This window comes from Trinickia sp. (assembly GCF_051954495.1).
Classification (GTDB): domain Bacteria; phylum Pseudomonadota; class Gammaproteobacteria; order Burkholderiales; family Burkholderiaceae; genus Trinickia.
In genome coordinates, this window is sequence record NZ_JBQCHR010000094.1 from 1 (window position 1) to 13189 (window position 13189).

Genomic DNA, 13189 nt, shown 5'->3' on the forward strand with positions numbered 1-13189 from the left:
GCGTGTCGTGGACGCCCGCTGCACGGCGCCTTCCGGGGCCGCCTGGGGCATGTTCGGCGCCGCGGTAGGCGGCGCGCTGGAAGTGGCATCGTGCGGTGAATTCCAGGCAAGCGTTTCCCTGCAATGCCCGGCGCGACGCGCGCGGCGAATACGCCTGCCCGCTCGCCGCTTACGCGTGCTTGTCCGGTTCGAGCTGCAATTGCAGCAACAAGATGTCGTCTTTGACCTTGAGTTTGCGCTTTTTCAATCGCCGCAACTCGAGGTCGGTAATATCGGAGGAGCTCGCCAATCGGTCGATCATGCGATCGAGTTCGTTATGCTCCGACTGCAATTGCAAGATACGATTGCGAAGCGTGTCGGGTTGGATCGCCTGTTGGCCGCGCATGGTGGTCGCCTCCTCGGTTCGTTAGGCGCAAAGCCGCCCACGCGGCCGCTGCGCCTGAGGTTGCCGTCCAGCAAAACGCACCCTGCCTCAGTCGCTGTCCTGCTCCTGCTGAGAGCGCTTCTGCTGTTCCTGCTGCTGCATCTGCTCCTGCTGTTTTTCCTGTGCCTTTTGCGCAGCCTGCTTCTGGCGGGCCTCGACATCGGCCTTGTGCTGCTTGGCGTCCATCTGCTTCTGTTCGTACCGCTGCGCGCGCTCGGCGCGCTCTTTGGCGTCTTGCGCCGCATTCTGCCGCGCCTGATCGAGCTTGCGCTGGAAGTCGGCTTGCTTGCGATCGTACGCCGCCTGATCCGCGGCATGCTGCGGCGCTTCGCCATTGCGCTGCGCTTGATCCAGTGCGTGCTGCCGCTGCTTGTCCTCGAAGGCTTGGGTGCTTCGCGCCTCGGCGGCCGCTCGCTGCGGCGCCTCTTGCGCATCGCGGGCGCGCCGCAGCGCTTCCTGCTCGTCGCGCTGCTGCGCGTGGGCGGAGCGCCGTTCGTCGTCCAAAGCGAGCTGCTCGGCGTGAATCTGTCCCCGCACGGCGCGCATCTTGTCGCGCGCGCGCCCTAAGCACGCATTGACGAAAAACTTGCTGTAACAATCGTGCACGGCAACGCCGTACACGTAGTCGTTCTCAGCCGTGCGCGTGTCGAGCGCGCGCTGGCGTGCATCGAAATCGGCGGCCTGCGCGGGCGCGGCGCCGCCGGCGCCGACAGCTTCCGCGGGGGTGGCCGGCACGTCTTGTGCAAACGCCACGCCGGACATGCCGAGCGGGCACGCACATGCCGCCACGGCCAAGACGGCGCCGCGCAGCGCGACGATAAAACGGGTAATGAGCAACGTGGTAGGCGGGGATCGGAACATGGCCGAAATTCTAACATCCGCGCTCGACCGCCCGGGCATTTATGGCAAAATGCGCCGCTTCAGCAACCCGGCCTCCGTGCCGCGTGTCCGCACTCGCGCGGCGCGCCGCAGGGGGTCCAGCAGCCAATCGCTTCTTCTATGACGGACACCGTAGCTCTCAAGATCGTACAGCGCATTGCCGCCGAACTGACCGTGCAGCCGCGCCAAGTCGCCGCGGCGGTTCAACTGCTCGACGAAGGCGCCACTGTCCCGTTTATCGCGCGCTACCGCAAGGAAGTGACGGACAATCTCGACGATACGCAACTGCGGCAACTCGAAGAACGTCTCCTCTATCTGCGCGAAATGGAGGATCGACGCGCAACGATTCTCGCGAGCATCGAGGAACAAGGCAAACTCACCGACGAGTTGCGCGTCGCGATCGACGCCGCCGACAGCAAGCAGGTGCTCGAAGATCTGTACCTGCCTTACAAGCCGAAGCGCCGCACGCGGGCGCAGATCGCCCGGGAGGCTGGGCTCGAGCCGCTGGCGCAGGCCTTGTTGGCCGATCCGCGCCTCGATCCCCAGAGCGAAGCCGCCGCCTACGTCGATGCCGAGAAAGGCGTCGCCGACGTCAAGGCCGCGCTCGACGGCGCCCGCGACATCCTATCGGAGCAGTTCGGCGAAACGGCCGAACTGCTCGGCAAGCTGCGCGACTACCTCTCCGAGCGCGGCGTCGTGTCCTCGTCCGTCATCGACGGCAAGGAAAACGAGGAAGGCGAGAAGTTCCGCGACTACTACGACTACGCGGAGACGTTGAAGACCGTTCCCTCGCATCGCGCGCTCGCCTTGTTCCGCGGCCGCAACGCAGGGGTGTTGACGGTCAAGCTCGGCCTGGGCGAGGAGCTCGATGCGCAAGTGCCGCACCCGTGCGAAGCGATGATCGCGCGGCACGCCGGCATCTCCAATCAGAACCGCCCCGCCGATAAGTGGCTTTCCGACGTCTGCCGCTGGTGCTGGCGCGTCAAAGTGCAGCCGCATCTCGAAAACGAATTGCTGACCCAACTGCGCGAGAGCGCCGAACACGAGGCAATTCGTGTCTTCGCGCGCAATTTGAAGGATTTGCTGCTCGCGGCGCCGGCCGGGCCGAAGGCCGTCATCGGCCTCGATCCGGGCTTACGCACCGGCGTCAAAGTGGCGGTGGTCGATCGCACGGGTAAGCTGCTGGCCACCGATACCATCTATCCGCACGAGCCTCGCCGCGATTGGGACGGCTCCATCGCCAAGCTGGCGCGTATCGCCGCGCAAACGCAAGCCGAGCTCGTCAGCATCGGCAACGGCACGGCATCGCGCGAAACGGACAAGCTCGCCAGCGAACTCATGACGCGCCACCCCGAGCTCAAGCTGCAAAAGATCGTCGTGTCCGAAGCGGGCGCTTCGGTTTACTCGGCGTCGGAACTGGCCGCGAAAGAGTTCCCCGAGCTCGACGTTTCGCTGCGCGGCGCCGTATCGATCGCGCGACGTCTGCAGGATCCGCTTGCCGAACTCGTCAAAATCGAGCCGAAAGCCATCGGCGTGGGGCAGTATCAACACGACGTCAATCAGCGCGAACTCGCGCGCGCGCTCGACGCCGTCGTCGAAGATTGCGTGAACGCCGTCGGCGTCGATGCGAATACCGCGTCGGTTGCGTTGCTCGCCCGCGTGTCGGGGCTCAACAGCACGCTCGCACGCAATATCGTCGAGTTTCGCGACGCGAACGGGCCGTTCCCCTCGCGCGAGCATTTGCGCAAAGTGCCCCGTCTTGGCGACAAGACGTTCGAGCAGGCGGCCGGCTTCCTTCGCATCAACGGCGGCGAAAACCCGCTCGACCGCTCGTCGGTGCACCCTGAAGCGTATCCGGTCGTCGAGCGTATCCTCGCGAAGATCCGCAAGCAGATCGATGGCGTGCTCGGCAACCGAGAAGCACTTGCCGGACTGTCGCCGGCCGAATTCGTCGACGAGCGCTTCGGCCTGCCTACCGTACGCGACATCCTTACCGAGCTGGAAAAACCGGGCCGCGATCCGCGCCCCGAGTTCAAAACCGCGACTTTCCGAGACGGCGTCGAGAAGGTCTCGGACCTCACGCCCGGCATGCTGCTGGAGGGTGTCGTCACCAACGTGGCGGCATTCGGCGCCTTTGTCGACATCGGCGTACACCAAGACGGGCTGGTGCACGTATCGGCCATGTCGACGAAGTTCATCAAGGATCCGCACGAAGTGGTCAAGGCGGGGCAAGTCGTCAAGGTCAAAGTGCTCGACGTCGACGTCAAGCGCCAGCGTATCGCACTGACGATGCGGCTGACCGACGATGCGGCGCCGGCCCCGCGGGCGGGCGGCCGAGACGAGCGCGGGAGCGGTACGCCTCGTTCGGGCGGCGGAGCGCGCGCGCCGCAGCGCACGCGTGAATCGGAGCCGGCAGGCGCAATGGCCGCGGCATTCGCGAAGCTCAAGCAGCGTTGATGCCTTGCAGGTAAGCGTCCGCCTCGACCGGCCGCGCCCCTTGCGGGCGCCGATTGCCGAGATGCCCGCTTCTTCCGATCGGTAAGCGCGATAGTCACTCCGTAGCAACAAAAAACCCACGTCTCGAACAGAACGAAAGACGTGGGTTTTTTGTTTGTCGACGCGTTGGGGCGGATGGCGTGAGCCATTGCCCCGCCGCCCTGCCAATCAAATTTCGATCTTCGTCCCAAGCTCAACGACTCGATTGGCCGGAATGCGGAAGAAGTCGGTAGGCTTCGCGGCGTTCTGATGCATCCATGCGAAAACGCGCTCCCGCAGGATCGACATACCCGGAAGCTGCGTCGGCACGACGGTTTCGCGCGCTAGGAAGAACGACGTATCCATCAATTCGAATTGCATCCCATGCGTGCGCTCGAGTTCGAACAGCACCGCCTTCACATCGGGCGTTTCGTTAAAGCCGTAAGCAGCCCGAACGAGATACATACCGCCGCCCACTTCCTTGAGCGTCATGCGCTCGTCGTCGCGAACGTACGGGATGTCGTGCGTGACGAATGTCAGAAACAGCGTCCGCTCATGCAGCACCTTGTTGTGCTTGAGGTTATGCAGCAAGCTGACGGGCACGAGCGAATCGCTGCCGGTGAGATAGATGGCCGTTCCTGAAACGCGGTGCGGTGGATGAGCAAGCAGCCCTTGAACGAACGGCGCGAGCGGGATACCGTCTGCCGCCGTGCGCTCCTTGACGAGCATGCGGCCCTTGTACCAAGTCATCAACAGGAAGAACAACAACGCACCGATGCCGAGCGGCAGCCATCCGCCTTCCGCGACCTTGAGCAAGTTCGCGCCGAAGAACGCGATGTCGACCGCCATGAAGGCAGCAATGATGACGGCCACCAGGGCCTTGTTCCAATTCCACACCTTCACCATCACCACGCACGCCAAGACGGTCGTGATGACCATCGTTGTCGTGACCGCAATACCGTATGCGGCGGCGAGGTTGTCCGAGCTCTTGAAGCCGACCACGACGCACAGGATGATGAACAGCAGCAGCCAATTGACCACGGGGACGTAGATTTGACCAATTGCAAGCTCAGACGTATGCAGCACCTTCATGCGCGGCACGTAACCGAGCTGGATAGCTTGGCTGGTAAGCGAATACGCCCCTGAAATCACGGCCTGCGAGGCAATGACGGTCGCCACTGTGGACAGCACCACGAGCGGCAGGAGCGCCCAATCGGGCGCCATCAGGAAAAACGGGTTGTCGATCGCCTTCGGATTTTGCATCAGCAACGCGCCCTGGCCGAAATAGTTCAGCACGAGCGATGGCATGACAAGCACGTACCAGGCAAGCCGAATCGGCCGCGCGCCGAAATGCCCCATATCCGCGTACAGCGCCTCCGCGCCCGTCAACACCAAGAACACCGAACCCAGGACGACGTACGCCTGCAGCATGTGCGCATGCATGAAAGAGAACGCGTAGTACGGATTGAGCGCGGCGACAATCTGCGGGGCGCGGGCGATATGGTTGACGCCAAGCAACGCAAGCGTGGCGAACCAGACAAGCATGATCGGCCCAAAGAGCTTGCCGACGAGCGAAGTCCCGTGCCGCTGAATCCAGAACAGCGCGACAAGAATGATCATCGTGATCGGCAAGACGAGATGCGACAGATGCGGCGTTGCGATCTCGAGCCCCTCGACCGCCGAAATGACCGAAATGGCGGGCGTGATGACGGCGTCGCCGTAAAACATGCAGGCGCCGAATATGCCGAGCATCATCAGCACGCCCGTGACCCGCGATTTCGACGAAAAAGGCCTCAGCGACAGCGCCATCAGCGCGAGGACGCCGCCCTCGCCGTTGTTGTCGGCGCGCATCACGAACAGCACGTACTTGATCGACACCACGAAGATGATCGCCCAAAACAGCAGCGAGATCACCCCGAGGATCGAATGATCGGTCAGGGCAATCCCATGTGCCGGGCTGAAGGCTTCCTTCAGCGCGTACAGCGGGCTGGTGCCGATGTCGCCGAACACTACGCCGATCGCCGCCAGCGCAAGCGACGGCAAGGAATGCCGACGAACGTTGTCGTGGTTGTTCTCTGTCATAAACGCGAGCGAATCCTACCGAATGACCTTGGAGCGAGCGCTATTCTAGCGGCGCTTCAGCGCGGGATACACATAAAAAGAGCGGAGTCAGTCGACTCCGCTCGATCGTCGATGCACGCCCGCGGCGGCAATCAAATTAAACGCAACTTACGTGCCGGACGATTCCTGCGAAACGCCGCGCTTGATCCACGCACCTAAATTGTGCGGCCGGACGGTGTCCCACTCCTCGAACGGCTGGTGAATCCACGGGTTCGTCGGCAAATGTTGGACAAAATAGTCCGGCTTGACCTTCGAACAGCCCTTGTACCAGAGCACGGCGGAGCGCACGGCCGTCACAGCCGGATAGCGCTCTTTCAAATGCTGCTGAACACGCGCCAGCGTAACGCCCGAATCGACGAGATCGTCGACAAGCAGCACATTGCCGGACAAATCGCCCCGCGTCATGGTGATGTACTGCGCGATGTCGAGCTCGCCCTGCTGGGTGCCGGCCGCCTCGCGATAGGAACTCGTCGCGAGAATCGCAAGCGGCAAGTCGTAGATGCGCGAGAGCTGATCGCCCACGCGCAACCCGCCGCGCGCCAAGCATAGGATCTTGTCGAATTTCCATCCCGAATCGTGCACGGCGAGCGCCAGCAACTCGATGAGCCGGTGATACTCGTCCCAGTTCACCCAAAGGTTCTTCTCGTCGTTGCGCGGATCGGTCATCGCGATCATCGTCATGCTCTGCGTCATCGGTTAAACCTTGAACGGGTGGCGCAGCAAGATCGTTTCGTCGCGATCGGGGCCCGTCGATACCATGTCGATCGGCACGCCGGCCACTTCCTGCACGCGCGTCAGATACGCCTGCGCGTTCGCCGGCAAAGCATCCCATTGCGTGATGCCGATGGTGCTTTCCTTCCAGCCGCCGAAAGTTTCGTACACGGGCTCGCAACGCGCGACTTCGGCGGCGCCGCGCGGCAGCAGATCCGCACTCTTGCCGTCCATCGTATAGCCCACGCACAGCTTCACTTCGTCAAGACCGTCGAGCACGTCGAGCTTCGTGATGCAAAGACCCGAGACGCCGTTGATCTGGATCGAACGACGCAGCGCCGCGGCGTCGAGCCAGCCGGTACGGCGCGGCCGGCCGGTGACGGAACCGAATTCCTTGCCGACGTTCGCAAGCGTCAGACCGATCGCTTCCTGACGTTCGGGGTTATCGGCGTCGTAAAGTTCGCTGGGGAACGGCCCCGAGCCCACGCGTGTGCAATAAGCCTTCGTGATGCCGAGAATGTAATGGAGCTTTTGCGGACCCACGCCCGCGCCGGCCGTGGCCGCGCCCGCGACGCAGTTGCTGGAGGTGACGAACGGATAGGTGCCGTGATCGATATCGAGCAGCGTACCTTGCGCGCCCTCGAACAGCAGATTGCTGCCGGCCGCGTTGGCGTCGTACAAGCGGCGCGAGACGTCGGTGACCATGGGCGCGAGGCGCTCCGCGTAACCGAGCATCGTATCGAGCGTCTGCTGGAAATCGACGGCCGGCGCACCGAGATACTGCGTCAGCACGAAATTGTGGAAGTCGAGGTTCTCGCGCAGGCGTTCGGCAAACGCTTCAGGCGCGAACAAGTCTTGGACGCGCAGCGCACGGCGGCCGACTTTGTCCTCGTACGCAGGCCCGATGCCGCGCCCCGTCGTACCGATCTTACCCGCGCCGCGGCGCGCCTCGCGCGCTTGATCGATCGCGATGTGGTACGGCAGGATCAGCGTGGTGGCCTCGGAGATGAACAGGCGCTTGCGCACGTCGAGGCCAGCGGCTTCGAGTTCTTCGATTTCCTTGAACAGGGCCTCGGGCGACAGCACGACGCCGTTGCCGATGTAGCAGGCGACCCCCGAGCGCATGATGCCCGACGGAATGAGGCGCAAGATGGTTTTCTTGCCGCCGATGATGAGCGTATGGCCGGCGTTGTGACCGCCCTGGAAACGCACGACGCCTTGCGCGTGGTCCGTCAGCCAGTCGACGATCTTGCCCTTGCCTTCATCACCCCATTGAGTCCCGACAACGACGACATTGCGCCCCGGGGCCGCATTCACTGCACTGGCAGACATGTTGTTTCGTTAGCTGGTTAAAAACGTATTCTACCCATGTTCGCTGAAGCTTCCGAATTTTTCCGTTTCGCTTCAACGGCATGGACCGTTCGCAGGCCGATTTTCGGCACGCCGCCGGCGACCGATTCAGGCGGCCGCATTCGGCCCGCGGGCCTCCACGACCCAAGCGCCGTCGCGCTCGACGAGCACTCGGTCGAACGCGAATTCGTCGAGCGCGTGATCGTGCCCCGGTAGCGCCTGGATCACGACTTCGCCCCCATCGCGCAACGCGGCGACGCGTTCGCGCAACACATCGTCATGCTTCCACGGCGCCAATATGGCGCTGCTGCGCGCCTCGATCGGCGAAATCCGCGCCACCTCGCGCAAGTCGAGCGAGAAACCCGTGGCCGGGCGGGCGCGGCCGTACGCCTGGCCCACGTGGTCGTAACGGCCGCCACGCGCAAGCGCGTTGGGCACCCCGTCGACGTAAGCCGAGAACATGACGCCGCTGTGATAGGCATAGCCGCGCAGATCGGCCAGATCGATGGCCGCCTGGGCGCCTTCGACGTGCGCCGCCAAGAACGACAGATCGTCGAGCGCACGCGTGATCGCCGGCCACTGCGGCAACCGCTGGCGCGCAGCTTCCAACACCGACGCATCGCCGTACAACGACGGCAACGCGCGCAACGCGTCGCGCACGACCGGATCCAGATCCTGCGTCAGCTCGGCGATACGCGGCACGTCCTTGCCCGCCAGCGCATCGTAGAGCGTCGCACCGCGCTCGGCTGCGACGCGGTCGTGCTCGAACAACGCGAGCAGAACGCCCGCGTGGCACAGATCCAGCCTTACGTGCCCGATGCCGGCCAAGCGCAGCACGTCGAGCATCAGTTGCTGGATCTCGAGATCGGCCTCGAGCCCCGCATGGCCGTAGATTTCCGCGCCGATTTGAATTTGCTCGCGCGTGGCGTGCAGCCCTCGCGGGCGCGTGTGCAGCACGCTGCCGGCGTAGCACAGCCGGGTCACGCCCTGGCGATTGAGCAGGTGGGCATCGATGCGCGCCACTTGCGGCGTCGTATCGGCGCGCAGTCCGAGCGTGCGGCCCGACAGCTGGTCGACGAGCTTGAACGTGCGAAGGTCCAGATCGCTGCCGCCGCCCGTCAGCAGCGACTCCAAGTACTCGAGCAGCGGCGGCATCACCATTTCGTAGCCGTAGGTGCGGAAACGATCGAGCAGCGCACGGCGCAACTCTTCGATTTTGCGCGCCTCCGACGGCAGTACGTCGGCGATATTTTCGGGGAGCAGCCAGGTCGACATCGGTGAAATCCTACGACGTTAGTGGGGGCCCGCGACGCGGCCCAAAGCCAGTGGAGCGAAGCACGAAGCGGCGCGGGGCGGCGTTCGCGCGGACGTTCGCGATCACGCTCAGGTAGCCGCGACGAGCAGCAGCAAACCGAGCGCCATGACGATCAACCCGCCGATACGAATGTGATGCGCCGGGCGTTCCGCTATTTTACGAAAGGTCTCGCGCCACGCCGTCGGGAAGACGAATGGAAACATGCCCTCGATGATGAGCATCAGTGCGATCGCAAGCAATAACGAACCGGCCATGTCCATGGGGATGCCGGCGCCGCCTATCGGTGGGCAGCGCCCCTGAATCAGTGTTTGCGTGAAGCCGATGCGGCCGGGTTGTTGGCGACGGCACTCCCGTCGGGGCCGCGCATGAAGCGGAAAAATTCGCTGTCGGGATCGACGACAATGACGTCGCCCGGTTTGAACACGCTTCGGTACGCCTGCAGGCTTTGGTAGAACTGATAAAAGCCCGGGTCGCGGCCGAACGCGTCGGCTGCGATAGCGGCCGCTTTTGCGTCGCCCTCGCCCTTCACGGTTTGCGCGGTGGCATAGGCATCGGACAACACGGCATCACGTTGCCGCTGCGCGTCCGCTTTGATTTGAGCCACTTCGACCGCGCTCTGCGCACGCTCGTCGCTCGCCAATTTTTCGCGCGCCGCCGCCATGCGCTTATAGACGGCCTCGGCGCTCGCCTGCGGAAAATCGACGCGAAGAAAACGCAGATCGACGACATCGATGCCGAGCGAACCCGCCGCGCTCGCCACCGCCGTCCGCGCGGCTTGCGCGACCTGCGCCTCGTTCGATAGGACGTCGCCGAGCGCACGCTTTTCGAACGCGTCGCCGAGTGCGGTGCGCGCTTGCGCGGCAAGCCGGTCGATCGCACTTTGCTGATCGCCATCCGTTTCGTTGAAAAGCTTGAGCGGGTCCGTCACACGATACTTGAGCACCGGCGTGACGAGCAGATCGGCTTTGTCGGCGGTGACATAGCGGTCCGCATCGGTCGGCACCCACGTCCTCACGCGTGTATCGACCACCATGGCCGCTTGCAGCGGCGCCGGCAACTTCACATGCAGCCCCGGACCGACGACGGATGGATTGTCGCCGCCGCGCGAATAGACCACGGCCACGTGGCGCTGATCGACGACGAGCAACGTCGAGGATCCGACGAAGAGCAAGGCCGCGATAGCGATGGCGAGCGCAACGATTCGATTCATGCCGAGCGCTCCTTATTGCTGTAGATCGTCTTCGCGCGAGCGACTACGCAGCGCATCGCGCGCACGTAGAGCGTCGCTCGCGGCGGCCGCTTGGCTCGCGGGACTGGGCGCGGCGGCGGCCGGCTGTGATGGCGTCGCCGGCGCGGTCGGCGCCGCGCCCGAGGCGGCCGCGGGCGCCGATGCCCCGGTTTCGGGCGCCGTGCGGCGGTTCGCTTCGAGTAGTTTGTCGAGCGACAAGTTGATGGCGTTGCTGCCAGCCTTGCTGCCGACGAATACCTTCGTCGTATTGGCGTAGATGTCGCGCATGGTGTCCAGGTACATCCGCTCGCGCACGACGGCCGGCGCTTTTGCGTATTGGGCGTAGACCTCTTTGAACCGATCGGCGTCGCCCTGCGCTTCGGATTCGACTCGGGCGGCGTAGGCCTTGGCGTCATCGATCGCACGCTGCGCCTGCTCCTTGGCGCCAGGCAGGATTTGGCCCGCATACGCCTGCGCCTCGGACTTGGCGCGCGCGCGGTCCTGCTGTGCACGCACCGCGTCGGCATAGGCGCTTTGCACGGCCGCCGGCGGCTCGATCGATTGAATCGTGACGCCCGTCACCGAGAGCCCGGTCTTGTAACGGTCGAGCGCTTGCTGAATCGCTTGGACGAGCGGCTCGCGAATCGCGTCCCGGTTGCCGTCCAGCAAGCTCTCGGCGCTGCGCGCGCCCACGATCTCGCGCACCGCCGACTGCGCCGCCTGCGTGACGCTGAGATCGGGGTCCGCTGTACGGAATAGATAGTCGGAAGCCGATTTCACTTGATACTGCACCGCCAGGCGGACGTCGACGATATCGCCGTCGCGCGTGATGACGGATGCGTCCTTCATGCTCGCGTCGCTCATCGCATTGCCTCGGCCGATTTCGACGGACCGGATTTGCGCGATATTGACGATCTCGTGCGTCTGGAACGGATAGGGCAGCCGCACGTGCACGCCGGGCTCGACTGTGCTCCGGTATTGACCGAATTGGAGGACGATGCCGGTTTGACCGTCTTGAACGACGAATACGCCGCTGCCGAAGTAGATCGCGATGAGCACGCCGATGACGATGCCCACGCCGATGCGCGCGGCGCGGCCGTTATCGGGACGACGACCGCCCGGACCCGGGCCCGTCCCCTGCCCCTTGCCGCCGAACAAGCGTGACAAACGGCGGTTGAAGTCGCGCCACATTTCGTCGAGGTCGGGCGGCCCCTCGCCATCGCCGCGCTTCGGCTCGTTCGGCCGTTGCCGATTGCCGTTGCCGTCGCTACGCCCCCAGCGGGGATCGCTGATCGAAAACATGGCGCGCGCACGCAGCCAGAAACTCCGCTCGTTGTATTCGTTCACCGGTGTTCGTTCGCTCGAGTTGGGAGAGCCGGTCAATGCAAATCGGAGCGCCATGTTCTCGCGTTCGACGACGCCGATGCGTCGTTGTCTTCGCGCTCATGCTCCGGCGATGTTTCTTCCGGCTGCGCTCGCCCGGTATCTGGGAGATGGTCTGAGGTGGCGATTTCAGCGATGGCTGCGCGCAGCGTATCCAAGCCCTGGCCCGTGCGCGCGCTCAAAAAGACGCGCGAAATATTACCATACTCGTCACGCTCGACCGCGTCTTTGCGCGCCGCCAATTCGGGCACGGCGTCGATCTTGTTGAAGACGAGGATCTGCCGAACCGCATGCGCGCCGATCTCGCCGAGCACTTCGTTGACCTGATCGATCTGATCGAGCCGCACCGCGCTCGATGCGTCGACGACGTGCAGCAAGAGATCGGCGTGAACCGTTTCCTCGAGCGTCGCCCGAAACGCGGCCACGAGTTGGTGCGGCAATTCGCGAATGAAGCCCACCGTATCCGAAATGATCACCTGCCCCGCGTCTTCGCCCAGATAGAGCCGCCGCGAGGTGGTGTCGAGCGTCGCGAACAGTTGATCGGCAGCGTAGGCTTGCGCCTTGGTCAGCGCATTGAACAGCGTCGACTTGCCCGCGTTCGTATAGCCGACGAGCGAGACCGACATCGCACGATTGCGTGCGCGCTGGCGCCGCTGCGTGCCGTGTTGGCGGCGCAGCTTGTCGAGACGGCCCTTGAGCATCTTGATGCGCTCGCCGATCAAGCGGCGGTCGGTTTCGAGCTGCGTTTCACCGGGGCCGCGCAAGCCGATACCCCCCTTTTGCCGCTCGAGGTGAGTCCATGCACGCACGAGGCGTGTCGCCATGTATTGCAATTGCGCCAATTCGACTTGCAGCTTGCCCTCGTGGCTGCGTGCCCGCTGCGCGAAGATGTCGAGAATCAAGCTCGTGCGATCGACCACTCGCCGGTTAAGCGCACGCTCCAAATTGCGCTGCTGCGCCGGCGCCAGCGCATGATTGAAAATGACGATTTCGACGTCGTTGGCTTCGCAAGCCAAGCGCAACTCCTCGGCCTTGCCGCTGCCGACGAACAATGCGGCATCGGGGCTCGTGCGGCGCCCGGTCAAGGTGACGGCGGGATGGGCGCCCGCGCTTTGCGCGAGCAGGCTGAGTTCTTCGAGACTGGCTTCGAAATCGGTTTTGCCGAAGTCGACGCCGACAAGCGCTGCGTTGATCAAATTGATGAGCGTCTAAATGAGAAGCGGGGGGGCCCCGGGGGCCCACCGGGGGGGCCCGGCCGGCGGCGGGGGGGTGGTTTGACGGTTAGGGAAAAAGGGGGGGGAAA

Annotated in this window: 11 protein-coding genes; 1 reads left to right on the plus strand and 10 read right to left on the minus strand. The window is 64.1% G+C overall.

What is annotated here, in order from left to right; genetic code table 11:
- Positions 1-169: 169 nt before the first annotated feature.
- Positions 170-385: a DUF465 domain-containing protein gene (locus tag ACTHNR_RS13455; protein ID WP_440548150.1), complete on the minus strand. Its 216-nt coding sequence runs from the start codon at positions 383-385 to the stop codon at positions 170-172.
- An 87-nt stretch (positions 386-472) separates the two neighbouring features.
- Complete coding sequence (locus ACTHNR_RS13460) at positions 473-1285, minus strand: colicin transporter (protein ID WP_440548152.1); 813 nt, start codon at positions 1283-1285, stop codon at positions 473-475.
- A gap of 138 nt (positions 1286-1423) precedes the next feature.
- Between ACTHNR_RS13460 and ACTHNR_RS13465 the strand changes: the two genes are divergently transcribed.
- On the plus strand, positions 1424-3760 hold the full coding sequence (locus ACTHNR_RS13465) for a Tex family protein (protein WP_440548154.1): 2337 nt from the start codon (positions 1424-1426) through the stop codon (positions 3758-3760).
- 207 nt (positions 3761-3967) lie between these two features.
- On the opposite strand, the gene ACTHNR_RS13470 is transcribed toward ACTHNR_RS13465, so the two are convergent.
- The 8 genes from ACTHNR_RS13470 to hflX all read right to left on the minus strand — a co-directional run bounded on the left by ACTHNR_RS13470 (position 3968) and on the right by hflX (position 13082).
- A complete protein-coding gene (locus ACTHNR_RS13470; RefSeq protein WP_440548156.1) occupies positions 3968-5860 on the minus strand; it encodes a potassium transporter Kup in 1893 nt (630 codons plus the stop codon).
- A gap of 147 nt (positions 5861-6007) precedes the next feature.
- Positions 6008-6592 (minus strand): phosphoribosyltransferase, encoded by a 585-nt coding sequence (locus tag ACTHNR_RS13475; protein ID WP_440548158.1) that lies wholly within the window; start codon positions 6590-6592, stop codon positions 6008-6010.
- Between the two features lie 3 nt (positions 6593-6595).
- Complete coding sequence (locus ACTHNR_RS13480) at positions 6596-7942, minus strand: adenylosuccinate synthase (RefSeq protein ID WP_440548159.1); 1347 nt, start codon at positions 7940-7942, stop codon at positions 6596-6598.
- A 126-nt stretch (positions 7943-8068) separates the two neighbouring features.
- The gene (locus tag ACTHNR_RS13485; protein ID WP_440548160.1) at positions 8069-9235 is read right to left on the minus strand and encodes an ATP phosphoribosyltransferase regulatory subunit; all 1167 of its coding nucleotides are present in this window, start codon (positions 9233-9235) and stop codon (positions 8069-8071) included.
- Between the two features lie 108 nt (positions 9236-9343).
- Positions 9344-9535 carry a DUF2065 domain-containing protein gene (locus ACTHNR_RS13490; RefSeq protein ID WP_440535122.1) on the minus strand — a complete coding sequence of 64 codons (192 nt, stop codon included), beginning with the start codon at positions 9533-9535 and terminating at the stop codon, positions 9344-9346.
- Positions 9536-9576: 41 nt separating this feature from the next.
- The gene (hflC, locus tag ACTHNR_RS13495) at positions 9577-10485 is read right to left on the minus strand and encodes a protease modulator HflC (protein WP_440548161.1); all 909 of its coding nucleotides are present in this window, start codon (positions 10483-10485) and stop codon (positions 9577-9579) included.
- A 12-nt stretch (positions 10486-10497) separates the two neighbouring features.
- On the minus strand, positions 10498-11850 hold the full coding sequence (gene hflK, locus ACTHNR_RS13500) for an FtsH protease activity modulator HflK (protein WP_440548163.1): 1353 nt from the start codon (positions 11848-11850) through the stop codon (positions 10498-10500).
- A 32-nt stretch (positions 11851-11882) separates the two neighbouring features.
- Positions 11883-13082 carry a GTPase HflX gene (hflX, locus tag ACTHNR_RS13505; RefSeq protein WP_440548164.1) on the minus strand — a complete coding sequence of 400 codons (1200 nt, stop codon included), beginning with the start codon at positions 13080-13082 and terminating at the stop codon, positions 11883-11885.
- Positions 13083-13189 lie beyond the last annotated feature (107 nt).